The following is a 23,020-nucleotide window of genomic DNA, read 5'->3' as shown; positions in this document are numbered from 1 at the left end:
GAGAGAAGACGGAACCTTGCTCCAGGACATCGAGCGCTACCTGGCCTGCCCGCACTGCGCGCAGGCCCTCACCCGGCACGACCGCAGCCTGCGCTGCCCGGCCGGGCACAGCTTCGACCTCGCCAAGCAGGGCTACGTCAGCCTCCTCGCCGGCGACGCCCACACCGGCACCGGGGACACCGCCGAGATGGTCGCCGCCCGCGCGGACTTCCTCGCCGCCGGGCACTACCGGCCGATCGCCGAGGCGCTGGCGGAGGGTGCCGCGGCCGTCTCCGGTGAGTCCCACGGCCTGGTCGTGGACCTCGGCGCCGGCACCGGCCACTACCTGGCGCACGTCCTGGACGCCCTGCCCGGAGCGGCCGGCGCCGCCCTCGACATCTCCAAGTACGCGCTGCGCCGCGCCGCCAGGGCACACCCCAGGATCGGTGCCGTGGTGTGCGACGCCTGGCGGCCACTGCCGCTGCGGGACGCCTCGGCCGAGCTGATGCTCAACGTCTTCGCCCCGCGCAACGGACCCGAGATCCGCCGGGTGCTGCGCCCCGGCGGCACCCTGCTGCTGGTCTCGCCGACCGCCCGCCACCTCCGCGAACTCGTCGTCGCACTGGGGCTGTTGTCGGTGGACGAGGAGAAGCAGCGGCGGATCGACGAGAAGCTCGGGCCGTACCTGGAACCCGTGGAGCGGCAGGAGGTCGAGTTCACCCTGCGGCTCGGCCCGCAGGACGTGCGCACCGTCGTCGGCATGGGGCCGAGTGCCTGGCACACCGACCCGGAGCGGCTCGGCGCGGCGCTCGCGGGGCTGCCCGAGCCGGTCGAGGTGACGGCCTCGGTGACGGTGGCCACGTACCGGCGCTGAGCGCCACGTTGGGATGAATCTGCCGCGCAGGCACGTTTCTGCCGGTCGGCCTGCGGCTAACGTCCGACGGGTGAACCGCGACGCCACCAGGACCGCAGAGCCGGCCCACCTCCGACCGGGCGCCCCGGGGCCGGGCCGACCGCCCGTGCCGCGCCCCACCGTCGAGGAGCTCCGGCTCACCTCGTTCAAGTCCTACCGGCGGGCGGTCCTGCCGCTCGCGCCCCTCACCGTGCTGCACGGGCCCGCCGGGGTCGGCAAGTCCAACGCCCTCGACGCGCTGGCCGTGCTGTCCCGGCTGGCCCTCGGCGAGGAGATCGCCGACTCGCTGGACGGGCTGCCCGAGCGAGCCGGCCCGCTCGCCGCCCCCGTCCGCGGCGGCCTGGACGGGTGCGTCCCGCACGGCCGGGACGCGATCATCCTCGGCTGCACCGTCCGCTCGCCGCACGGCCTGATCAGGCTCGACGTCGTGATCCGCACCGACGGTCCGGTCCGGATCGCCAGGGAGTCGCTCACCCTCGACGGCCGGACCCTGATGGACACCGGCGAGCAGGACGTCCGCCACCGGCGGGTCAACGTCTGCTGGCACAACGACACCCGCCAGGGCGACATCCGGGCACCGTTCCCCAGCGGTACGATGATCACCGCGCAGCTGCCGCTGCGGGTCGCGGGCTCGTCGGCCGGCGAATGCCTCGTCCTCGCCGCCACCGAGGACCTGCTCACCGCGCTGCGCGAGGTCTTCGCGCTGCACCCCGTCCCCGCGCTGATGCGCGGCTGGGCCAGGGCCGACCCGCAGGCCAGGCTGCGCAGCAACGCCGCCAACGTCTCCGCCGTCATCGCCCGGCTGAGCAACGAGTGCCCGCGCCGGTACGGGCAACTGCTGCGCGCCGTGCAGTCCGCCGCGCCGCACCCGCTGCTCGGGCTCACCCTGGCCGAGCGCGAGAGCGGGGGAGTGCGGCGGGTCCTCGCCGTCTTCGACGAGGGCGTCCTCGGGCGCACCGGGGCCGACCAGGCCTCCGACGGCATGCTGCGCCACCTCGCCTTCGCCGCGGTGCTGCTGACCGGGGCCGGGGTGCTCGACCTCGACGTGGCCGCCGAGGTGCCCTGGGCGCACCGGCAGCTCACGGTGCTGGCCGAGGACCTGGGCGCCGGGCTCTCCGTCGAGCAGGCCGCCACGCTGCTGCGGCTGGCGCGGGACATGGCGGAGCGCAGCCAGCTGCGGGTGGTCGCGGCGCTGCAGGAGCCGGCGGCGGCGCGGGAGGCGCTGGGCGACGCGTCCGGAGGCGGGGTGGTGCTGGTCGAGTGCAGGCGGGACCCGGACTCGGGGTTCACCGTGCTGCGGCCGGAGACGGCGCGGGTGCCGGTCCAGTGCGGGCGCGGGGAGGGGGCGGGTGGGGCATCCGCGGCGGGTGGGGTTCCCCCGACGGGGGAGGGCCCGGCCGGATCCGGGAGCGGCGGCGGGGTTCCCCCGACGGGCGGGGCTGCTCCGGTGAGTGGGGCTGCTCCGGAAGCCGGGGCTCCCGCGGAGGGCGGGGCCTCTCCGGACGACGGTGGGGTGGCAGGCCGCGATGCGGTAGACCTGGAGGGGTGAGCGAACGAATGACGGGGCCGGCGGAGCCCACCGTGGAGGCCTTGCGGCAGCGGTTGGCGGACTTCGCGGCGGCCCGGCGGTGGGAGCCCTTCCACACGCCGAAGAACCTGGCGGCGGCGTTGAGCGTGGAGGCGGGGGAACTGCTGGAGATCTTCCAGTGGCTGACGCCCGAGCAGGCGGCCGCGGTGATGTCCGACCCGGAGCGCGGGCACCGGGTGCGTGACGAGGTCGCGGATGTGCTGGCGTACCTGTTGCAGTTCTGTACGGCAGTCGGGGTGGATCCGCTGGAGGCCCTGGCGGCCAAGATCGAGCGGAACGAGCTGCGCTTCCCGGTGCCGGCGGACGCGGTCGGCGCCGACGAGGGCTCGGCGGGCACCGACGGGGGTGCGGTCGGCATCGACGAGGGCGTGGCCGGGGCTCCCGAAAGTGTGACCGACGTCAACTCGGATGTGGACGACCAACCCTTGTGAGGGACGGAAGTTATCCACAACCCCCGACTTTTCCACAGCTTCTGACAACGCGGATGCGCGTCCGCGCTCTTCCTCGCACGCTTTCGCCGTGACCAGCCGTCACCACTCGGACCGCCCCTCCCGGCGGTCCGGGTCGACGGCGACAGCGAGCGAGGGGAGCGGTGGCCATGGAGGCGCTGCGACTGATCAAGACGGCCCGGCACGCCCTGGCCGAGGCCAGGCACGTACCGGACGTGCTGGCCGAGGCGCGGCAGGCCGCGCTGCTCACCGAGGCGGTGGGCGCCAGGCTGGCGGAGTCGGAGGACGACGAGCTCACCGGGCTGGGGCAGCAGCTGTCCGAGGCGGGGGCGCACGCGGCGGTCTGCCTGGACCGCTCCGTCCTCCGGGCCGCCCTGGTGAGCGGTGGCCGGGCCGCGCGGCTCACCGACCTGGGGGACCTGGCGCCGGCCCTGGGGGCGCTGGACGGGCTGCTCCGGGAGGTCGGCGAGACTCTGGTGGTGCTGGCCTGCGGGGCTGACACCGAGAGCCTCTACTGGACCTGCATCGACGGTGTGGACGCGGTGTCCGAGTGCAAGGACCTGACCGGGCGGCTGCGCGAGGCGGCGGTCCGGGCCGGGGAGGCGGAGCCCGCGGCGCTCGGCGGGGCGGCGCGGGCGCGGGCGGGTGACGGGGCGCCGTTACTGGTGGTCCGGCTCGATCCGCCAGGCGGAGCCGGTCCGCCCGGCGGTGCGCCGACTGCCGGTGGCCCGCCCTTCGGCAGCGGCCCGCCGGACGGCGGTGGCCCGCCCGGGAAGGGCGGGCCGGCCGGTGGCGAACGGGTGGCGGGTTACCTGGGGCCCGGCACCTCCGAGGCTTCGGAGGTGTCCGTGCCGGCCGGATAGGCGGTGGGGCCGGCGCTCCCGGGGCCGGAACCCTGGAGTTCGGCAAGGTCCGCGGTGACGGAGGCGAGCAGTTCCTGCATCTGCTCCAGCAGGCTCTTGGGAGTGGCGGGTCCGGCCGAGGTGCCGTCGGCCGAGCCCGTCGGGCTGTTCGGGAACTGCGGCGTGGCAGATGGTTCGGACATGACAGGACCCCTTCGGATCGGTGGCGCGGTGCGGAGCGGCCGACGGTGGCTCGGGCCGCACGGCGGGAGGCGGCAATTGCCCGCCACCGGGGCACCCACCCTCGCCGTACACCCAACGAACCGTGCCGGAGGCCGTCACCCGGACACCACCCGATGCGGTCCAACTCGGCTGGTCGGTAAGCCTCCCGGGTGAGCCGGGGTTGCCGTCGCGGTACGGCCTCGGCTAGGCGCGGAGCGGGCCGGGGTGGTCGTCGGCGGCGTCGGGCGGTCGTCGGCGACGCGGGGCGTCGTCGGACATGCCGGGAACGGAGCCGGAGGGGAGGTGGAGATGGCGCCGGGGGAGAACCCACCCCTTGCCACTCTCAACATATAGCGCATGGGGGGCCTTGCGGCAAGGCCCCCGTGGTGGCGCACAATCGCAGGCCTCAGATCGGAGTTGATGCCATGAACCGCCCGACGACCAGCGCGTTCGACCTTCCCACCCGTCTCGCCGCCAAGGCCGACCCGGTGCTGATCGGCGAGGACGAGCGGCACTTCGCGGCGATCGCGGAGAGCCTGGAGCAGTCGATCGCCGAGCTGTCCGACCGCCTCGACGCGCTGCTCCGCGCCCCGGGCGGTCTGGGCCGGGAGGCGATGGACCGGGACATCGAGGTGCACAGGCTGACCGGTCGGCTGCGCGCCCTGCGGCGCTTCGGCCTGGACCTGTGCCTCGGGCGGGTCGTCCACGCGGACGACCCGGAGCCGGTGTACGTCGGGCGGCTCGGCCTCACCGACAGTGAGGGGCGTCGACTGCTGGTCGACTGGCGCTCGCCCGCGGCCGAGCCGTTCTTCGCGGCCACCCACGCCGACCCGATGAGCCTGGCCAGCCGGCGCAGGTACCGCTGGACCGGCGGCCGGATCGGCGACTACTGGGACGAGGTGTTCACCGCCGAGGCCCTGGAGGGGCACGCCGCGCTGGACGACCAGTCAGCGTTCATCGCCGGCCTGGGCGGCAACCGGTCCGCCCGGATGCGGGACGTGCTGGCCACCATCCAGGCCGACCAGGACGCCATCATCCGGGCGGGGTCCAGGGGCGCCCTGGTGGTCGACGGCGGCCCCGGCACCGGCAAGACCGTCGTCGCACTGCACCGCTCCGCGTACCTGCTCTACTCCGACCCCCGGCTCGGCCACCGGCGCGGCGGCGTGCTGTTCGTCGGCCCGCACCAGCCGTACCTGGCCTACGTCGCCGACGTGCTGCCCAGCCTCGGCGAGGAGGGGGTGCGCACCTGCACCGTGCGGGACCTCGTCGCCGAGGGGGCGAAGGCCGGGGTCGAGAGCGACCCGGAGGCGGCCCGGCTGAAGTCCTCCGCCGACATGGTGGGGGCCATCGAGAAGGCCGTCCGGTTCTACGAGGAGCCGCCCACGGAGGGCATGGAGGTCAGCACCCACTGGGCCGACCTGTGGGTGAGCGCCGAGGACTGGTCCGACGCGTTCGACGCGCCGGACCCGGGCACCCCGCACAACGAGGCCCGCGAGCAGATCTGGGAGGAACTGGCCACGATCCTGATGGACAGGCTGGACGAGGACGCGGAGGTCTCGCCCGAGCTGTTCCGCCGGTCGCTGCGGCAGGACCGGGAGCTGGCCGGGACGCTCAACCGCGCGTGGCCGCTGCTCGACCCCGCCGATCTGGTCGGCGACCTCTGGTCGGTGCCCGCCTACCTGCGGATGTGCGCGCCCTGGCTCGGACCGGAGGAGGTCCGCACGCTCCAGCGCAAGGACGCGCCGCACGCCTGGACGGTCTCCGACCTGCCGCTCCTGGACGCCGCCCGGCAGCGGCTCGGCGATCCGGAGGCGGAGCGGCGCCGCCGCCGGCGGGAGGCCGCGACGGCCGCCGAGCGCGCCCGCATGGCCGACGTCATCGGCGACCTGCTCCAGGCCGACGACGACGGCGAGGGCGCGGTGACGATGCTGCGCGGGAGCGACCTCCAGGACACCCTGGTCGACGAGACGGCGCTGCCCGTGGCCGACCCGGAGCCGCTCGCCGGGCCGTTCGCGCACATCGTGGTGGACGAGGCCCAGGAGCTGACCGACGCGGAGTGGCAGATGCTGCTGCTGCGCTGCCCGTCCCGCAGCTTCACCATCGTCGGGGACCGGGCGCAGGCCAGGCACGGCTTCACGGAGTCCTGGCCGGAGCGGCTGGAGCGGATCGGGCTCGACCGGGCCACGGTGGCCTCGCTGAGCATCAACTACCGGACACCGGAGGAGGTCATGGCCGAGGCCGAGCCGGCGATCCGGGCGGCGCTGCCGGACGCCAACGTCCCGACCTCCGTGCGCAGCAGTGGCATCCCGGTCACGCACGGGTCCGTGGCGGAGCTGGACGCCGTCCTGGACGGGTGGCTCGCCGAGCACGCCGAGGGGACCGCCTGCGTGATCGGCGCCCCCGGCTTCGCGGCGCGGCCGCGGGTCCGGTCGCTGACCCCGGAGCTGTCCAAGGGCCTTGAGTTCGACCTGGTCGTCCTGGTCGACCCTGAGGCGTTCGGCGGGGGCGTCGAGGGAGCGGTCGACCGATACGTCGCGATGACCAGGGCGACCCAGCGGCTGGTGGTCCTCAGGAGTTCGTGAGGACGGAAGGCGTGCGGAAGGAGAGCGCGGAGAGGGCGACCGGAGCGAGGCGCGGAAGGAGGGAGCGGAGGGGCTGGAACGCGCGTCGCCCGGTCGGGTGACGCGGGTGTCGGAGGACGGCGCCGGGAGGCCAGACTGGGGCGATGGACGAGGAGGAACCGCTGGCGTCGTGGGCGGCCAGACGGGAGCAACGGCTGCGGCCGGTAGGGCAGTTGAGGGCCGTACGGCTCACGGGCGGGCGGCAGCGCGGCGCCCACGTGGCGCCGGGTGAACCGAGGCTGATCGTACGCTGGGACGGGTACCAGTGGCTGCCGGAGACGGTGGCCGAGGACTACGCCGCCGCCCAGCGGATCCTGTACGGGACCGAGGGCGCGGGAGCGCGGTGGCCCGTGCGCCCGGCGCGGCGGCCGAGGAAGGCGCCGGGGCGCCACCGCAAGCCCTGAGGCTCCGCGGGCCCTGCGCCACAGCGGTCGGGTCCGGGTCGTGAACGGCGCCGACGGCCGCGACCCGGGCGAACGGGCTCGAGCCGGGCGGGCGGACGGAGCCGGGCGGACGGAGCCCCGCGAGCGCCCCCGCCCCCGCCCCGCGCCCCGCCCAGGCCCGGAGTGGCGAGCGGGGCCCGGCGCCGTTCGGCACCGGACCCCGCGACGGCCTCTGCCCGCAGGTCAGTTGTGGGCGTGCAGGTCGGCGTTCAGGCCGCCCCAGGAGCCGGAGCGGGCGATGACCTCGACCGCACCGCTCTGCGAGTTGCGGCGGAACAGCAGGTTGTCCTGGCCGGACAGCTCGACGGCCTTGGCCACCGTGCCGTCCGGGGTGGTGACCCGGGTGCCGGCGGTGACGTACAGGCCGGCCTCGACCACGCAGTCGCTGCCGAGCGAGATGCCGATGCCCGCGTTGGCGCCGAGCAGGCAGCGCTCGCCGACCGAGACGACCTGCTTGCCGCCGCCGGACAGGGTGCCCATGATCGAGGCGCCGCCGCCGATGTCGCTGTGGTCGCCGACGACGACGCCCGCGCTGATCCGGCCCTCGACCATGGAGGTGCCCAGCGTGCCGGCGTTGAAGTTGACGAAGCCCTCGTGCATCACGGTGGTGCCCACGGCCAGGTGGGCGCCGAGCCGGACGCGGTCGGCGTGGGCGATGCGCACACCGGTCGGGGCGACGTAGTCGGTCATCCGCGGGAACTTGTCGATCCCGTACACGGCCAGCTGGCCGCCCTGGGCGCGGACGGCGAGGCGGGCCTGCTCGACCTTGTCCACCGGGACGGGGCCGATGCTGGTCCACGCGACGTTGGCCAGCAGGCCGAAGACGCCGTCCAGGTTCTGGCCGTGCGGCCTGACCAGGCGGTGGCTGAGCAGGTGCAGGCGCAGGTACACGTCGTGGGTGTCGAGCGGCTTCTCGTCCAGCGAGGCGATGGTGGTGCGCACGGCGACCACCTCGACGCCGCGGCGCGCGTCGGCGCGCAGCGCCTCGGCCGCACCGGCGCCGAGCTCGGCCTCGGCCTGCTCGGCGGTCAGCCGGACGGTGCCGGCCGGGCCGGGCTCGGCGGTCAGCACGGGGGTGGGGAACCAGGTGTCGAGGACGGTGCCGTCGGCGGCGATGGTGGCCAGGCCGGCGGCCACGGCACCGTTCGCCGGGGAGGTGGATTCGGGCGAGGTGGATTCAGCAGTCACACCGTGCACGTTAACCAATGCGGGGCCCCGCTGCCGAACACGCCCACCGGACGGACACACCCGCCGGACGGGCCGGTCGGCGGGGCGCGGGGCGGGAAAACCCGGTGCTCACGGCCTCGGCACTGGGCAATACTTCAGCGGGTGTTCATGTCGATCTCCACCACCGGCAGCGCCGAGAGCCCGGCCACGGATCTCGGGTTCCTGCTGCACAAGCACCCCGGCAAGGTCCAGCGGTTCGCGACGTCGCACGGCGAGGCCCACGTCTTCTACCCCGAGGCGGAGGACGAGGTCTGCACGGCCGCGCTGCTGCTGGACGTGGACCCGGTCGCACTGGTCCGCAAGGGCCGGGGCGACGGCAGGGGACGCGGCGGCTCGCCCGACTTCGCGCTCGCCCAGTACGTCAACGACCGCCCGTACGCGGCCTCCTCGCTGCTCGCGGTGGCGCTGCGGACGGTGTTCCGGTCCGCGATGAAGGGCGACTGCCCGGCCCGCCCCGAGCTGCCCGGCCGGATCCGCCCGCTGCGGATCGAGCTGCCCGCCGTGCCCGCGAACGGCGCGGGGGAGGAGGGCGGTCCGGCCCTGGTGGCCCGGCTGTTCGAGCCGCTGGGCTGGCAGGTCGAGGCGACGGCGATCCCGCTGGACGAGGCGTTCCCCGAGTGGGGTGAGTCCCGCTACGTGCGGCTCGTGCTCGCCTCAGGGACGGTACGGCTCGCCGACGCGCTCCAGCAGCTGTACGTGCTGCTGCCGGTGCTGGACGGCGCCAAGCACTACTGGGTCGCCCCGGACGAGGTGGACAAGCTGCTCGCCGCCGGTCAGGGCTGGCTGGCCGCCCACCCGGAGCGCGCCCTGATCGCCCGCCGCTACCTGTCCCGGCGCTGGTCGCTGGCCCGGGCCGCGATGGAGCGCCTGGAGCTGGCCCGGCTGGCGGAGGCGGACGACCGCGAGGTCGAGGAGATCGACAACGCGGTGGACGACCGGCCCGAGAAGGAGCCCGGCACCGAGGAGTCCGGCAGCGAGGAGTCCGGCAGCGAGGAGCCCGGCACGGCGCGCCCCGGTGAGCCCGGCGCCGCGAGCAGCGGTGACGGAACCGGCCGGGCACCGGAGCGGCCCCGCGGGCCCTCGCTCGCCGAGCGGCGCCGCACCGCGATCCTCGCCGCACTGCGCGAGACCGGTGCCGCCCGGGTCGCCGATCTCGGCTGCGGTCAGGGCGAGTTGATCGGCGAGCTGCTCAAGGACGCCCGGTTCACCGCGATCCTCGGGGTGGACGTCTCCGCGAGGGCGCTGCGGGTGGCGAGTCGTAAGCTGGGCCTGGAACGGCTGCCGGAGCGTCAGGCGGCCCGGGTGGCGCTGGTCCAGGGAGCGCTCACCTACACCGATGCCAGGCTGAAGGGCTTCGACGCGGCTGTGCTGTGCGAGGTGATCGAGCATCTGGACCTTCCGCGGCTGCCCGCGCTGGAGTACGTGGTGTTCGGCGCCGCCCGCCCGAGGGCGGTCGTGGTCACCACGCCGAACGCCGAGTACAACGTCCGCTGGGAGAGCCTGCCTGCGGGCGCCGTCCGGCACGCCGACCACCGCTTCGAGTGGTCCCGGGCCGAGTTCCGTGCCTGGGCCGGGAAGGTCGCCGCCGCGTACGGCTACGCCGTCGAGCTGCGCCCGGTCGGCCCGGAGGACGCGGAGGCCGGCGCCCCGACCCAGCTGGCCCTGTTCACCACGACCGCACCCACCACGACCGCACCCACCACGACCGAGACGACCGAGACGGCGACCACACCCGCGACGGCGACCACACCCGCGACGCCCGAAGGAGGCGAGCCCCGATGACCGACGACGCGACCGAGAGCGCGGCACCCGACGACAGCCAGGACCAGGCACGGACCGAGTGCCCCACCGCGCCCCGCCGCCTCCCCGTCACCGACGTCTCCCTCGTCGTCCTGATCGGCACCAGCGGCGCGGGCAAGTCCACCTTCGCCCGCCGCCACTTCCTGCCCACCCAGGTGGTCTCCTCCGACTTCTGCCGCGGCCTGGTCGCCGACGACGAGAACGACCAGTCCGCCTCCGCCGCGGCCTTCGAGGTCCTGCACCACATCGTCGGCAAGCGGCTGGCGGCCGGCCGGCTGACCGTCGTGGACGCCACCAACGTCCAGCCAGAGGCCCGCCGGCAGCTGGTCGCGATCGCCCGCGAGCACGACGTGCTGCCGATCGCGATCGTCCTGGACGTCCCGCCGGGGGTGTGCGCCGAGCGCAACCGCTCCCGCCCGGACCGGCAGCTGCCGGCCCACGTGGTCCCCCGGCAGAACCGCGAGCTGCGCCGCTCCCTCCGGGGCCTGGAGCGCGAGGGCTTCCGCAAGGTGCACGTCCTGCGCGGCGAGGCCGAGGTGGCGGCCGCGGAGATCGAGCTGGAGAAGCGGTACAACGACCTGCGCCACCTCACCGGCCCGTTCGACATCGTCGGCGACATCCACGGCTGCCGCTCCGAGCTGGAGACCCTGCTGACCCGGCTCGGCTACACACTGGCCAGGGACGCCGAGGGCCGCCCGGTGGACGCCGCGCACCCCGCGGGCCGCACCGCCGTCTTCGTCGGCGACCTGGTCGACCGGGGCCCCGACACCCCGGGCGTGCTGCGCCTGGTGATGGGCATGGTGGCGGCCGGTCACGCGCTCTGCGTGCCGGGCAACCACGAGAACAAGCTCGGCCGGGCGATGGACGGCAAGAAGGTCACCGTCGCCTACGGCCTCCAGGAGTCGCTGGACCAGCTGGCCGGGGAGAGCGAGGAGTTCCGGGCCGAGGTCCGGGCGTTCATGCGAGGCCTGGTCAGCCACTACCTGCTGGACGGCGGCGCCCTGGTGGTCTGCCACGCCGGGCTGCCGGAGAGGTACCACGGCCGCAACTCGGGCCGGGTCCGCTCGCACGCGCTGTACGGGGAGACCACCGGCGAGACCGACGAGTACGGCCTGCCGGTGCGCTACCCGTGGGCGGAGGAGTACCGGGGCCGGGCGCTGGTGGTCTACGGCCACACCCCGGTGCCGACCGCGAGCTTCGTCAACAACACCGTCTGCCTGGACACCGGCTGCGTCTTCGGCGGCAGCCTGACCGCGCTGCGCTACCCGGAGCGCGAGCTGGTGGGCGTCGAGGCCGAGCGCGAGTGGTACGCCCCGGCACGCCCGCTGATCACGGACGCGCCCGGCGCCCGGGAGGGCCGGCCGCTGGACCTCACCGACGTGGCGGGGCGCCGGATCGTCGAGACCCGTCTGCACGGGCGGGTCGCCGTCCGGGAGGAGAACGCGGCGGCGGCGCTGGAGGTGATGAGCCGCTTCGCGCTGGATCCGCGGCTGCTCGCCTACCTGCCGCCGACCATGGCGCCGAGCGCCACCTCCCGCCGGGACGGCTACCTGGAGCACCCGGAGGAGGCGTTCCTCGGCTACCGCGCGGACGGTGTGCGGCACCTGGTCTGCGAGGAGAAGCACATGGGCTCGCGCGCGGTGCTGCTGGTCGCCAGGGACGGGGCCGCGCTGGAGCGCCGCTTCGGCGTGGCCGGGCCCGGCGCGATCTGGACCCGTACCGGCCGGGCCTTCCTCGCCGACGAGGAGCTGACCGGCGCGGTGCTGGAGCGGGTCCGGGCGGCCGCCGAGCGAGCCGGGCTGTTCGAGGAGCTGGCCACCGACTGGCTGCTGCTGGACGCCGAGCTGATGCCGTGGTCGCTGAAGGCGGTGGAACTGCTGCGCCGCCAGTACGCGGCGGTCGGTGCGGCGGCGGGCGCCGCCCTGCCGGAGGTGCTGTCCGCGCTGGAGCGGGCGGCCGGGCGAGGCCTGGACCTGGCCCACCTGACCGCCCGCCAGCGGCAGCGGGCGGTCGACGCGCGGGCGTTCACCGAGGCGTACCGGCGCTACTGCTGGCCGACCGAGGGCCTGTCGGGCATCCGGCTCGCGCCGTTCCAGCTGCTGGCGGCCGAGGGGGCGAACCTCGCGGTGCGCCCGCACGACGAGCACCTGGACCTGATCGACCGCCTGGTGGCCGCCGACACCAACGCCGCCGCCGACACCGACGCCGCCGACGCCGCCGCCGCCGATCGGAAGGAGCCGGTGCTGCACCGCACCCGCCGGATCCTGGTGGACACCGAGGACGAGGCCTCGACGGCCGCCGCCACCGCCTGGTGGGAGGAGCTGACCGGCGAGGGCGGCGAGGGCATGGTGGTCAAGCCGCTGGCCTCGCTGGTGCGGACCGCGCGCGGCGAGGGCCGCCCGGGCGGCCTGGTGCAGCCAGGGGTGAAGGTGCGCGGCCGGGAGTACCTGCGGATCATCTACGGCCCGGACTACACCGAGCACCTCGACCGGCTGCGGCTGCGGGCGCTGGGCCACAAGCGCTCGCTGGCGCTGCGCGAGTACGCGCTGGGCCTGGAGGCGCTGGACCGGCTGGCGGCGGGGGAGCCGCTGTGGCGGGTGCACGAGCCGGTGTTCGCGGTGCTCGCGCTGGAGTCGGAGCCGGTCGATCCGCGGCTGTAGCGGTGGCGCCGGGTGACGGGAGTCCCCCGCGGACTCCCCTCACCCGCCCCGTCTCTGTATAGAAATTCCGAGTATCGTATAGACTTGCCGCTCCCTTCCCCCGTCCCGTCACCACAGGAGCCCGGCATGGCCTTCAACCTCCGGAACAGGCACTTCCTCAAGGAGCTCGACTTCACGCCCCAGGAGTTCCGCTTCCTGGTGGACCTCGCCGCCGGGCTCAAGGCGGCGAAGTACGCGGGCACCGAGCAGCCCCGGCTGCGCGGCAAGAACATCGCGCTGATCTTCGAGAAGACCTCCACCCGCACCCGCTGCGCCTTCGAGGTGGCCGCCCACGACCAGGGTGCCACCACCACCTACCTGGACCCCGCGGCCTCGCAGATCGGCCACAAGGAGTCCATCAAGGACACCGCCCGGGTGCTCGGCCGGATGTTCGACGGCATCGAGTACCGCGGCCACGGCCAGGAGGTGGTCGAGGAGCTCGCCGAGTACTCCGGCGTCCCGGTCTGGAACGGCCTGACCGACGAGTGGCACCCCACCCAGATGCTGGCCGACGTGCTCACCGTCACCGAGCACACCGCCAAGCCGCTCGCCGACGTCACCCTCGCCTACCTCGGCGACGCCCGCTCCAACATGGGCAACTCGCTGCTGGTCACCGGCGCCCTGCTCGGCATGGACATCCGGATCGTCGCCCCGCGCGAGCTCTGGCCGGCCGAGGAGGTGCGGAAGTCGGCGCAGGACCTGGCCGCGACGACCGGTGCCCGGATCACCCTCACCGAGGACGTGGCCGAGGGCGTGGCCGGTGCCGACTTCCTCTACACCGACGTCTGGGTCTCGATGGGCGAGCCCAAGGAGGTCTGGGCCGAGCGGATCGAGCTGCTCAAGCCGTACCAGGTCTCCATGGACACCGTCCGGGCCACCGGCAACCCGGCCGTGAAGTTCCTGCACTGCCTGCCCGCCTTCCACGACCTCGGCACGGTGCTCGGGCGGCAGATGCACGAGGCGACCGGCATGACCGAGCTGGAGTGCACCGACGAGCTGTTCGAGTCGGCGCACTCCATCGTGTTCGACCAGGCCGAGAACCGGCTGCACACCATCAAGGCGGTCCTGGTCGCGACCCTCGGCTCCTGACCGGGTCCGCCGACTTCGGACGCCTCCCCGGGGCTCCGGCCTCAGTCGTCCAGCTTGACGCAGGCCACCCGGTCGCCCGCCGCGTGCGGGCCGGCCGGGGTGCCCGCGTGCAGCACCAGCGAGCGCGCCTCGCCCGGCCGCGGCTGCCAGCCCACCACGGCGGTGGCGGTGCCCCCGCCCTGCTCGTCGGTGCGCAGCACCAGGCGCAGCTCGTTGCGCTCGTTGGCGTACGCCGGGTCGGTGGACGGCTGCACCGGGTCGGCCGCGTCCTGGTAGTGCGGCCCCGAGGAGGCCGGGTCGGCCCCGCAGCTGCCGGTGTGCAGGTGCACCGGGAACTCGTGGCCGGGGGCGAGTCCGGAGGCCCGCAGGGTGAGCACGGTCCGCCCGGGCACCGAGCGGTCGGTGACGATCGTGGCGTGCGAGCCGTACGGCACCAGGTCGGTCGCGTAGCTGACGGCGGCCGGCGGGACGAAGGCGGTGGCGGGGTCGAAGTCGGCCTCGACGACGGAGACCGGCGAGGCGGCGGGGGCGAGCAGGGCCAGCGGCAGCAGGGCGGCGGCGAGCGGAGCGGGCATCGGGGCGGGCCTTCCACGGGCGGGCGACGGTCGCCCTGCTAACGCGGCCGGAGCCCCGAGGACACCCCGGTCGGTCGCCCGTGCCGGGCCGCCGGCCGGTACCGTCCCCCTCGCCGACCGGCGGTTCCGGTGGTGAGCTTGTGGTGGTGGCGCTGCCGATGGCGACGGTGGTCGTGGCCGGTGCGGCCCGGCCGACCGGTGCGGCACGGCATGCACTATGGTTTATCTCGACATCGAGATAACTGCCCCTTACGATATATCTCGACATCAAGATACCTGCCGAGAGGCGCTCGCCGGCGATGCGGGCAAGGCAAGCCTAAGTAAGGCTGACCTTACCACCGCGTGACGGCCGGATACCGCGCGAAGCACCCAGAAGGAGTCAGTCGTGTCCGCGAACAGCTTCGACGCCCGCAGCCCGCTGCAGGTGGGCGACGAGTCGTACGAGATCTTCAAGCTCTCCGCCGTCGAGGGTTCCGAGCGGCTGCCGTACAGCCTCAAGGTGCTGCTGGAGAACCTGCTCCGCACGGAGGACGGCGCGAACATCACCGCCGACCACATCCGCGCCCTCGGCAACTGGGACGCCGACGCCCAGCCGAGCCAGGAGATCCAGTTCACCCCGGCCCGTGTGATCATGCAGGACTTCACCGGCGTGCCGTGCGTGGTCGACCTCGCCACCATGCGCGAGGCCGTCAAGGAGCTCGGCGGCGACCCGGCCAAGATCAACCCGCTGGCCCCGGCCGAGCTGGTCATCGACCACTCGGTCATCGCCGACAAGTTCGGCACCAAGGACGCGTTCACCCAGAACGTCGAGATCGAGTACGGCCGCAACAAGGAGCGCTACCAGTTCCTGCGCTGGGGCCAGACCGCTTTCGACGAGTTCAAGGTCGTCCCGCCGGGCACCGGCATCGTCCACCAGGTGAACATCGAGCACCTGGCCCGCACCGTCATGGTCCGCGGCGGCCAGGCCTACCCCGACACCTGCGTCGGCACCGACTCGCACACCACCATGGTCAACGGCCTGGGCGTGCTGGGCTGGGGCGTCGGCGGCATCGAGGCCGAGGCCGCGATGCTCGGCCAGCCGGTCTCCATGCTGATCCCGCGCGTCGTCGGCTTCAAGCTGACCGGCGAGCTGCCGGCCGGCACCACCGCCACCGACCTGGTGCTCACCATCACCGAGATGCTGCGCAAGCACGGTGTGGTCGGCAAGTTCGTCGAGTTCTACGGCGACGGCATCGGCTCCATCCCGCTGGCCAACCGCGCCACCATCGGCAACATGTCGCCGGAGTTCGGCTCGACCTGCGCGATCTTCCCGATCGACACCGAGACCATCAACTACCTGCGCCTGACCGGCCGTGACGAGCAGCAGCTCGCCCTCGTCGAGGCCTACGCCAAGGAGCAGGGCCTCTGGCACGACCCGTCGCACGAGCCGGTCTACTCCGAGTACCTGGAGCTGGACGTCTCCACCGTCGTCCCGTCGATCTCCGGCCCGAAGCGCCCGCAGGACCGCGTCGTCCTGGCCGAGGCCGCCCAGCGGTTCGCCGAGGCGCTGCCGACCTACTCCGCCGAGGCCTCGAAGCCGACCGCCGTCACCGCCCCCGACGGCTCGGCCTACGAGATCGACAACGGCGCGGTCGTGATCGCCTCGATCACCTCCTGCACCAACACCTCCAACCCCTCCGTCATGCTGGGCGCCGCCCTGCTGGCGAAGAAGGCCGTGGAGAAGGGCCTGCACGTCAAGCCCTGGGTCAAGACCACCCTGGCGCCCGGCTCCAAGGTCGTCATGGACTACTACGAGAAGGCCGGCCTGCTCCCGTACATGGAGAAGCTGGGCTTCAACCTGGTCGGCTACGGCTGCGTCACCTGCATCGGCAACTCGGGCCCGCTGCCCGAGGAGGTCTCGGCCGCCGTCAACGAGGCCGACCTCGCGGTCGTCTCGGTGCTCTCCGGCAACCGCAACTTCGAGGGCCGGATCAACCCCGACGTCAAGATGAACTACCTGGCCTCCCCGCCGCTGGTGGTCGCCTACGCCCTCGCCGGCAACATGAACATCGACATCACCCGGGACGCCCTGGGCCAGGACGCCGACGGCAACGACGTCTTCCTCGCCGACATCTGGCCCTCGGAGCAGGAGGTCGCCGACACCGTCGCCGGCTCCATCGACGAGGCCATGTTCGACAAGGGCTACCAGGACGTCTTCGCCGGTGACCACCGCTGGCAGTCGCTCCCGGTCCCGACCGGCAACACCTTCGAGTGGGACGCCGAGTCCACCTACGTCCGCAAGCCCCCGTACTTCGAGGGCATGGCCAAGACCCCGAGCCCGGTGACCGACATCGCCGGCGCCCGCGTCCTGGCCAAGCTGGGCGACTCGGTCACCACCGACCACATCTCCCCGGCCGGCAACATCAAGCCGGGCACCCCGGCGGCGCAGTACCTGACCGCCAACGGTGTCGAGAAGCGCGACTTCAACTCCTACGGTTCCCGTCGTGGCAACCACGAGGTGATGATCCGCGGCACCTTCGCCAACATCCGCCTGCGCAACCAGATCGCGCCGGGCACCGAGGGCGGCTACACCCGCGACTTCACCCAGGCGGACGCGCCGGTGTCGTTCATCTACGACGCCTCGCAGAACTACCAGGCCGCCGGCACCCCGCTGGTCGTCCTGGCCGGCAAGGAGTACGGCTCCGGCTCGTCCCGCGACTGGGCCGCCAAGGGCACCGCGCTGCTGGGCGTCAAGGCCGTCATCGCCGAGTCCTACGAGCGCATCCACCGCTCGAACCTGATCGGCATGGGCGTCCTGCCGCTCCAGTTCCCGGAGGGCGAGAACGCCGACTCCCTCGGCCTGACCGGCGAGGAGACCTTCTCCTTCACCGGCGTGACCGAGCTCAACGAGGGTCGCACCCCGAAGACCGTCAAGGTCAAGGCGGTCGGCGCGGACGGCACCGCCAAGGAGTTCGACGCGGTCGTCCGCATCGACACCCCCGGTGAGGCGGACTACTACCGCAACGGCGGCATCCTGCAGTACGTGCTGCGTTCGCTGATCGGCTGACCGGACACGATGGCAGAACCGGCGCATAGCGCCTGAAGGGGCCGGACCGCACCATGCGGTCCGGCCCTTTTTGCATGCTGCGCCGGTTGCGGTCGCCCTCTTGTGCGGTGAACGGCGGATGGACTAAACCTCTGTGCAATCTGGTCCAGACCATTTGACGCCGCTTCAGAGAACAGGTCCGGTATGCCCACTCGCGCCTCAGCCCTGCTCGCCGCCGCCACCGCAGCCGCGCTGCTCGCCGCCCCCGCCACCGCCGTCGCCGACGACGGGAGGCACGGCCCGAAGCTGAAGGGCCAGCGGGTCGGCTACTTCACCCAGTGGGGCGCCGACAGCTCCGCCAAGCGGGTCCAGGAGTCCGGCCAGGCGGCCAAGCTCACCGTCATCAACTACGCCTTCGGCAACGTCTCCGCCGAGGGCACCTGCTTCGAGAGCAACGAGGCGGGCCAGAGCGACGCCCGCAACGACTACCAGCGCTCCTTCTCCGCCGCCGAGTCGGTGGACGGCGTGGCCGACGCCCCGGGCCAGCAGCTGAAGGGCCACTTCAACCAGCTGCGCAAGCTCAAGGCGAAGAACCCCCAGCTGCGCACGGTCATCTCGCTGGGCGGCTGGTCCTGGTCCAAGTACTTCTCCGACGCGGCCGCCACCGACGAGGCCCGCAAGAAGTTCGTCTCCTCCTGCATCGACCTCTACGTCAAGGGCGACGTGCCGGTCCTGGCCGACTCCCCGGAGGGCGGCAAGGGCGCGGCCGCCGGCGTCTTCGACGGCATCGACATCGACTGGGAGTACCCGGGCGGCGGCGGGGACGAGGGCAACGTGGTGCGCCCCGAGGACGGCCGCAACTTCACCCTGCTGATGCAGGAGTTCCGCGACCAGCTGGACGCGCTGAGCGGCAAGAAGGGCAAGAAGTACCTGCTGACCGCCGCCGTCGCCGCCAACGAGAACGTCGCCGACCGGCTCGAACTGCCCGAGCTGAGCGAGTCGGTGGACTGGCTGAACGTGATGACCTACGACCTGCACGGCCCGTGGGAGGGCAAGGGCCCGGCCAACCACCAGGCCCCGCTGTACTCCGACCCGTACGACCCGGACCCGCGCCAGCGCAGCGCCGACAAGGCCGTCAACCACTACCAGGAGCGCGGCCTGCCCTCCGAGCAGCTCGTCCTCGGAGCCCCGCTGTACGGCCACGGCTGGACGGGCGTCGCCCCCGGCAAGCGCGGCGGCCTGTTCCAGAGCGCCACCGCCTCCGCGCCCGACCACTCGTACCAGGAGATCAACGCGCTGCCGGGCAAGGTCTACCTGGACCGCGACCACGGCGCTTCCTGGAAGTACGACGGCACCACCTTCTACAGCTACGACACCGCCGAGGTGCTCACCCAGAAGGCGCAGTACACGCGCTGGAACGACCTGGCCGGCGTGATGGTCTGGTCGCTGGACGGCGACGACGCCCAGGGCAGCGCGATCGCCGCGCTGGACCGCGGCCTGCGCCGCGGCTGACCGACCCGCACCACCTGACGCAGGGCCCGCCACGGACGTACGGTGGCGGGCCCGTCGCGTTGCCGGCGGGGTTCCCCGCCCGGGCCGCCCCGGGTGGCCGCCGGTTCACCCCCGCCGCCGCCGGGCCCGTCCCACCACCGTCAAGGAGCAGTGATGTTCGACCTCATCGTCATCGTCAGGGTCACCGAGCCGGACGGCGTCCCGGTGGTCGCCGACGCCCTGGCCCGGATGCGGCCGCTGTGCCTCGCCGAGGACGGCTGCGTCGGCTGGGAGGCGTACCACTCGCAGGACGACCCGGCCCGCTTCGTCCTGGTGGAGCGCTGGGCGACCAGGGAGGCCTGGGAGGCGCACGGTGACGGCGAGGCGATCCGGAAGGTCTACGTCCCGGACGTCCTGCCGCGGGTCGAGCGCGAGGTGCACCCCAGCCGCCCGGTCTCCGTGGAGGCCTGAGCACACGGCGAACGGTCCGTCAGACCCGGTCGCAGGCCTGCGCCCGCAGCGCCCGGGCCAGGTCGTCCCGGCGCTCCAGCACCAGGCGGCGCAGCGCCGGAGCGGCCTGCGGGTGGCCGGACAGCCAGGCGTCGGCCTCGGCCAGGGTCTGCCCGTCGGTCTGGGCGATCGGGAAGAAGCCGCCGACGATCCGCATCGCGATCTCGATGCTCCGGTCGGCCCAGACCCGCTCCAGCAGCTTGAAGTACGGCGCCGCGTAGAGGGAGGTCAGGTCGCGCTGGGAGGGGATCGAGAAGCCCCCGGTGTTGGCCTCGACGAGGGCGCTCGGCAGCTCGTCCGAGTCGATCACGGCCGACCAGGCGGCGGCCTTGGCCTCCGCGGTGGGCCGGGCGGCCAGGCACTGGGTGTGGTGCCGCTTGCCGCTCGCGGTGTTGTCGGCGGCCAGCTCGTCGGCGAGCTCCTCGTCGGCGGCCTGGCCGGCCGCGGCCAGGGCCAGCCAGAGCGACCAGCGCAGGTCCTGGTCGACGTCCAGGCCGTCGATCCTGGCGCTGCCGGACAGCAGGCCGCGGACCAGGCCGAGGTGCTCGGCGCCGCCCGCGGTCTGGGCGAGGAACCGGGCCCAGGCCAGCTGGTGGTCGCTGCCGGGGACGGCCTCGCGCAGCTCGCGCAGGGCGCCGTCGGCGAGCAGCCGGCCGCCCTCGCCGCGCCAGGCCGGGTCGGCGTACAGGTCGACGGCGGTCTTGGACTGGGCGTGCAGCGACTGGAGCACGCCGATGTTGCCCTCCCGGCCGCCGAAGCGCAGCACCAGGGCGACGTAGTCGCGGGCCGGCATCAGGCCGTCCCGGGTGAGGTTCCAGACCGCGGACCAGGCGAGGGCGCGCGTCAGGTCGTCGTGGATGTCGCCGAGGCCGGTGCGCAGGGTCTCCAGCGACTCCTCGTCGAAGCGGATCTTGCAGTAGGTCAGGTCGTCGTCGTTGAGCAGCACCAGCGCCGGGCGGGGGAGGCCGGTGGCCTCGGTGACCACGGTCCTGGCGCCGGTGACGTCCAGTTCGATCCGGCGGGTGCGCGCCAGGGCGCCGTCGGTGTCCCGGTCGTACAGGCCGACCGCGATCCGGTGCGGGCGCAGCACGCCACCCGACGGAGTCGCGGGATCGTCCGCGGCGTCCTGGAGCACGGCCAGCTCGGTGATCCGGCCCTCGGCGTCGGTGGTGACCTGCGGGGTGAGCGCGTTGACCCCGGAGGTCTCCAGCCAGGCGGCGGACCAGGCCTTGAGGTCGCGGCCGCTGGTCTCCTCCAGCACCTCCAGCAGGTCGCCGAGTTCGGTGTTCCCGAAGGCGTGGCGCTTGAAGTAGCGGCGGGCGCCCTCGAAGAAGGCCTCCGAACCGACGTACGCCACCAGCTGCTTGAGGACCGAGGCGCCCTTGGCGTAGGTGATGCCGTCGAAGTTGAGCTTGGCGTCCTCCAGGTCCCGGATGTCCGCGGTGATCGGGTGGGTGGTGGGGAACTGGTCCTGTCGGTACGCCCAGGCCTTGCGCTGGTTGGCGAAGGTGACCCAGGCCGAGGAGTAGCGGGTGCGGGCGCCGATCAGGCCGTAGGAGCCCATGAAGTCGGCGAAGGACTCCTTCAGCCACAGGTCGTCCCACCAGCGCATGGTGACCAGGTCGCCGAACCACATGTGCGCCATCTCGTGCAGGATGACGTTGGCCCGGCCCTCGTACGCGGCGTCGGTGACCTTCGAGCGGAAGACGAACTCCTCGCGGAAGGTGACGCAGCCGGGGTTCTCCATCGCGCCGATGTTGTACTCGGGGACGAAGGCCTGGTCGTACTTGCCGAAGGGGTACGGGTAGTCGAACGCCTCGTGGAAGAAGTCGAGTCCGAGCTTGGTGACGCCGAGGATCTCGTCCGCGTCGAAGTACGGGGCCAGCGACTTGCGGCACATCGCGGAGAGCGGGATCTCCAGCGTGCTGCCGTCGGCCAGCTCGCGGCTGTAGTGGTCGCGGACGACGTGGTACGGGCCGGCGACGACGGCGGTGAGGTAGGTGGAGATCGGCCTGGTCGGCGCGAACTCCCAGGTGCGGCTGCCCGCGGCGTCCTGCCCGGCGCTGTCCTGCCCGGCGGCGTCCTGCCCGGTGACGCTCTCGTGCGGGGCGTTGGACCGGACGTCCCAGTCGGCCGGGGCGGTCACGGTGAAGGTGAACGGGGCCTTCAGGTCGGGCTGCTCGAAGTTCGCGAACACCCGCCGGGCGTCGGCCGGCTCGTAGTGGGTGTAGAGGTAGGTCTCGCCGTCCACCGGGTCGACGAAGCGGTGCAGGCCCTCGCCGGTGCGGCTGTAGGCGCAGTCCGCCTCGACGGTCAGCACGTTCTCGGCGGCCAGGCCGTCGACGTGCACCCGGGCGCCGTCGTAGGCGGTGGCCGGGTCGAGGGCGCGGCCGTTGAGGGTGACCGCGCGGACGGCGGGGGCGAGCAGGTCGAGGAAGGTGCCCGCACCGGGCTGGGAGCAGCGGAAGGTGACGGTGGTGGTGGAACGGAAGGTGGCGGCCGTCCGGTCCGGGGCCGAGGTCACGTCCAGCCGGACCCGGTAGCCGTCCACAGCCAGGATGCTGGCGCGCTGCTGGGCCTCGTCGCGGCTTAGGTTCTTGCCCGGCACGGCGGTACTCCTTTGTCCGGCTCGCACGGTGGTGCGCTGGGTGGTGGTGCTGCGGTCTCGGCGCGGGGGTGTGCTCCGCGCGCGCGGAGCCATCCTTTCACGCCCCGCGCCGTCAGTACCATTGCACAGATCGCCGCGTCATCAGCGGAATCAGCGGCCCCGGGCGGGCGTTGGCGTTCCGGGACGGAACACCTTCCTGCCTCGGATCACCTCATGAAGGACGACACCCAGTGACTGCCGCTGAGCGCAAGACCGCCGACTTCTGGTTCGACCCGGCCTGCCCCTGGGCGTGGATGACCTCCCGCTGGCTGATCGAGGTCCAGCGACTGCGTCCGGTGGACGTGCGCTGGCACGTGATGAGCCTGTCGGTGCTCAACGAGCACCGGGACCTGCCGGAGAGCTACCGGGAGCTGCTGGACAACGCCTGGGCCGCGGTGCGGGTCTGCACCGCCGCCGCCGAGCGGCACGGGCCCGAGGTGCTCGGCCGGCTCTACACCGAGCTGGGCCTGCGCTTCCACAACCAGGGCCTGCCGCAGAACCGCGAGACCATCGAGGCCGCCCTGGTGGCCGCGGGCCTGCCCGTCGAGCTGGCCGACGCGGCCGGCACGGACGCGTACGACGAGGCCCTGCGCGCCTCGCACCAGGAGGGCATCACCCTGGTCGGCGAGGACGTCGGCACCCCGGTGATCGCGGTCGAGGGCGCGGACGGCGAGCGGGTCGCGTTCTTCGGCCCGGTGGTCACCCCGGCCCCGAAGGGCGAGGCCGCGGCCCGCCTGTGGGACGGCACCCTGCTGGTGGCCTCCACCCCGGGCTTCTACGAGATCAAGCGCACCCGCACGGCCGGCCCGTCCTTCGAGTAGCCCCGGAAACGGCCCCCCGGAAGCGGCCCCGCGGACGCGGCAGGGCCCGGCACCCTCAGGTGCCGGGCCCTCACCCTGC

Annotated in this window: 17 protein-coding genes; 13 read left to right on the top strand and 4 right to left on the bottom strand. The window is 73.5% G+C overall.

Annotated elements, in window-relative coordinates:
- The first annotated feature begins 16 nt into the window (after nt 1-16).
- The 4 genes from ACZ7C5_RS35530 (at nt 17) to ACZ7C5_RS35515 (ending at nt 3,792) form a co-directional block, all read left to right on the top strand.
- Nucleotides 17-853 (top strand): putative RNA methyltransferase, encoded by an 837-nt coding sequence (locus ACZ7C5_RS35530; protein WP_401077799.1) that lies wholly within the window; start codon nt 17-19, stop codon nt 851-853.
- A gap of 70 nt (nt 854-923) precedes the next feature.
- A complete protein-coding gene (locus tag ACZ7C5_RS35525) occupies nt 924-2,441 on the top strand; it encodes an AAA family ATPase (protein WP_470324253.1) in 1,518 nt (505 codons plus the stop codon).
- An 8-nt stretch (nt 2,442-2,449) separates the two neighbouring features.
- A complete protein-coding gene (locus ACZ7C5_RS35520; RefSeq protein WP_401079739.1) occupies nt 2,450-2,911 on the top strand; it encodes a nucleotide pyrophosphohydrolase in 462 nt (153 codons plus the stop codon).
- Between the two features lie 167 nt (nt 2,912-3,078).
- Nucleotides 3,079-3,792, top strand: a complete 714-nt coding sequence (locus tag ACZ7C5_RS35515; RefSeq protein WP_401077805.1) for a DUF6099 family protein — start codon at nt 3,079-3,081, stop codon at nt 3,790-3,792.
- On the opposite strand, the gene ACZ7C5_RS35510 is transcribed toward ACZ7C5_RS35515, so the two are convergent.
- Nucleotides 3,738-3,974: a hypothetical protein gene (locus ACZ7C5_RS35510; RefSeq protein ID WP_401077807.1), complete on the bottom strand. Its 237-nt coding sequence runs from the start codon at nt 3,972-3,974 to the stop codon at nt 3,738-3,740. The genes ACZ7C5_RS35515 and ACZ7C5_RS35510 overlap by 55 nt on opposite strands.
- 444 nt (nt 3,975-4,418) lie before the next feature.
- On the opposite strand from ACZ7C5_RS35510, the gene helR reads away from it, so the two are divergent.
- Together helR and ACZ7C5_RS35500 are read left to right on the top strand one after the other, a co-directional pair.
- A complete protein-coding gene (helR, locus tag ACZ7C5_RS35505; RefSeq protein ID WP_470324252.1) occupies nt 4,419-6,575 on the top strand; it encodes an RNA polymerase recycling motor ATPase HelR in 2,157 nt (718 codons plus the stop codon).
- 143 nt (nt 6,576-6,718) lie between these two features.
- Nucleotides 6,719-7,018, top strand: coding sequence for a DUF6087 family protein (locus ACZ7C5_RS35500; RefSeq protein ID WP_188299676.1), 300 nt, complete (start codon nt 6,719-6,721; stop codon nt 7,016-7,018).
- Nucleotides 7,019-7,240: 222 nt separating this feature from the next.
- Here ACZ7C5_RS35500 and dapD read toward each other — a convergent pair whose 3' ends face one another.
- Nucleotides 7,241-8,245 (bottom strand): 2,3,4,5-tetrahydropyridine-2,6-dicarboxylate N-succinyltransferase, encoded by a 1,005-nt coding sequence (gene dapD, locus ACZ7C5_RS35495; protein WP_401077813.1) that lies wholly within the window; start codon nt 8,243-8,245, stop codon nt 7,241-7,243.
- 147 nt (nt 8,246-8,392) lie between these two features.
- On the opposite strand from dapD, the gene ACZ7C5_RS35490 reads away from it, so the two are divergent.
- The 3 genes from ACZ7C5_RS35490 to argF all read left to right on the top strand — a co-directional run bounded on the left by ACZ7C5_RS35490 (nt 8,393) and on the right by argF (nt 13,872).
- The gene (locus ACZ7C5_RS35490; protein WP_470324251.1) at nt 8,393-10,066 is read left to right on the top strand and encodes a 3' terminal RNA ribose 2'-O-methyltransferase Hen1; all 1,674 of its coding nucleotides are present in this window, start codon (nt 8,393-8,395) and stop codon (nt 10,064-10,066) included.
- Nucleotides 10,063-12,744, top strand: a complete 2,682-nt coding sequence (locus ACZ7C5_RS35485; protein WP_470324250.1) for a polynucleotide kinase-phosphatase — start codon at nt 10,063-10,065, stop codon at nt 12,742-12,744. Before ACZ7C5_RS35490 ends, ACZ7C5_RS35485 begins: the two co-directional genes overlap by 4 nt.
- A gap of 126 nt (nt 12,745-12,870) precedes the next feature.
- On the top strand, nt 12,871-13,872 hold the full coding sequence (argF, locus tag ACZ7C5_RS35480; RefSeq protein WP_188296590.1) for an ornithine carbamoyltransferase: 1,002 nt from the start codon (nt 12,871-12,873) through the stop codon (nt 13,870-13,872).
- A 41-nt stretch (nt 13,873-13,913) separates the two neighbouring features.
- Here the strand turns inward: argF and ACZ7C5_RS35475 are convergent, their stop codons facing one another.
- Entirely contained in the window at nt 13,914-14,447 is a 534-nt protein-coding gene (locus ACZ7C5_RS35475) for a superoxide dismutase family protein (RefSeq protein WP_401077823.1), read from the bottom strand.
- Between the two features lie 385 nt (nt 14,448-14,832).
- Here ACZ7C5_RS35475 and acnA point away from each other — a divergent pair, with 385 nt between their 5' ends.
- The 3 genes from acnA to ACZ7C5_RS35460 all read left to right on the top strand — a co-directional run bounded on the left by acnA (nt 14,833) and on the right by ACZ7C5_RS35460 (nt 19,434).
- The gene (gene acnA, locus ACZ7C5_RS35470; protein ID WP_188296588.1) at nt 14,833-17,493 is read left to right on the top strand and encodes an aconitate hydratase AcnA; all 2,661 of its coding nucleotides are present in this window, start codon (nt 14,833-14,835) and stop codon (nt 17,491-17,493) included.
- A gap of 183 nt (nt 17,494-17,676) precedes the next feature.
- Nucleotides 17,677-18,984: a glycoside hydrolase family 18 protein gene (locus ACZ7C5_RS35465; protein WP_188296587.1), complete on the top strand. Its 1,308-nt coding sequence runs from the start codon at nt 17,677-17,679 to the stop codon at nt 18,982-18,984.
- Nucleotides 18,985-19,137: 153 nt separating this feature from the next.
- The gene (locus ACZ7C5_RS35460) at nt 19,138-19,434 is read left to right on the top strand and encodes a putative quinol monooxygenase (protein ID WP_401077829.1); all 297 of its coding nucleotides are present in this window, start codon (nt 19,138-19,140) and stop codon (nt 19,432-19,434) included.
- A gap of 19 nt (nt 19,435-19,453) precedes the next feature.
- Here ACZ7C5_RS35460 and pepN read toward each other — a convergent pair whose 3' ends face one another.
- Complete coding sequence (gene pepN / locus ACZ7C5_RS35455) at nt 19,454-22,081, bottom strand: aminopeptidase N (RefSeq protein WP_401077832.1); 2,628 nt, start codon at nt 22,079-22,081, stop codon at nt 19,454-19,456.
- A 230-nt stretch (nt 22,082-22,311) separates the two neighbouring features.
- Here pepN and ACZ7C5_RS35450 point away from each other — a divergent pair, with 230 nt between their 5' ends.
- On the top strand, nt 22,312-22,941 hold the full coding sequence (locus ACZ7C5_RS35450) for a mycothiol-dependent nitroreductase Rv2466c family protein (RefSeq protein WP_401077834.1): 630 nt from the start codon (nt 22,312-22,314) through the stop codon (nt 22,939-22,941).
- Nucleotides 22,942-23,020 lie beyond the last annotated feature (79 nt).

Source organism: Kitasatospora sp. NPDC036993 (assembly GCF_055607525.1).
The sequence above is the reverse complement of the archived record's forward strand: the minus strand, read 5'-3'. Positions and strand labels throughout refer to the sequence as shown.

What these genes read in the sequence shown, in the direction of transcription:
- ACZ7C5_RS35520 (WP_401079739.1), top strand. Translation starts at nt 2,450, where the DNA reads ATGACGGGGCCGGCGGAGCCCACCGTGGAGGCCTTGCGGCAGCGGTTG.
- ACZ7C5_RS35515 (WP_401077805.1), top strand. Translation starts at nt 3,079, where the DNA reads ATGGAGGCGCTGCGACTGATCAAGACGGCCCGGCACGCCCTGGCCGAG.
- ACZ7C5_RS35510 (WP_401077807.1), bottom strand. Translation starts at nt 3,974, where the DNA reads ATGTCCGAACCATCTGCCACGCCGCAGTTCCCGAACAGCCCGACGGGC.
- helR (WP_470324252.1), top strand. Translation starts at nt 4,419, where the DNA reads ATGAACCGCCCGACGACCAGCGCGTTCGACCTTCCCACCCGTCTCGCC.
- ACZ7C5_RS35500 (WP_188299676.1), top strand. Translation starts at nt 6,719, where the DNA reads ATGGACGAGGAGGAACCGCTGGCGTCGTGGGCGGCCAGACGGGAGCAA.
- ACZ7C5_RS35490 (WP_470324251.1), top strand. Translation starts at nt 8,393, where the DNA reads ATGTCGATCTCCACCACCGGCAGCGCCGAGAGCCCGGCCACGGATCTC.
- ACZ7C5_RS35485 (WP_470324250.1), top strand. Translation starts at nt 10,063, where the DNA reads ATGACCGACGACGCGACCGAGAGCGCGGCACCCGACGACAGCCAGGAC.
- argF (WP_188296590.1), top strand. Translation starts at nt 12,871, where the DNA reads ATGGCCTTCAACCTCCGGAACAGGCACTTCCTCAAGGAGCTCGACTTC.
- ACZ7C5_RS35475 (WP_401077823.1), bottom strand. Translation starts at nt 14,447, where the DNA reads ATGCCCGCTCCGCTCGCCGCCGCCCTGCTGCCGCTGGCCCTGCTCGCC.
- ACZ7C5_RS35465 (WP_188296587.1), top strand. Translation starts at nt 17,677, where the DNA reads ATGCCCACTCGCGCCTCAGCCCTGCTCGCCGCCGCCACCGCAGCCGCG.
- ACZ7C5_RS35460 (WP_401077829.1), top strand. Translation starts at nt 19,138, where the DNA reads ATGTTCGACCTCATCGTCATCGTCAGGGTCACCGAGCCGGACGGCGTC.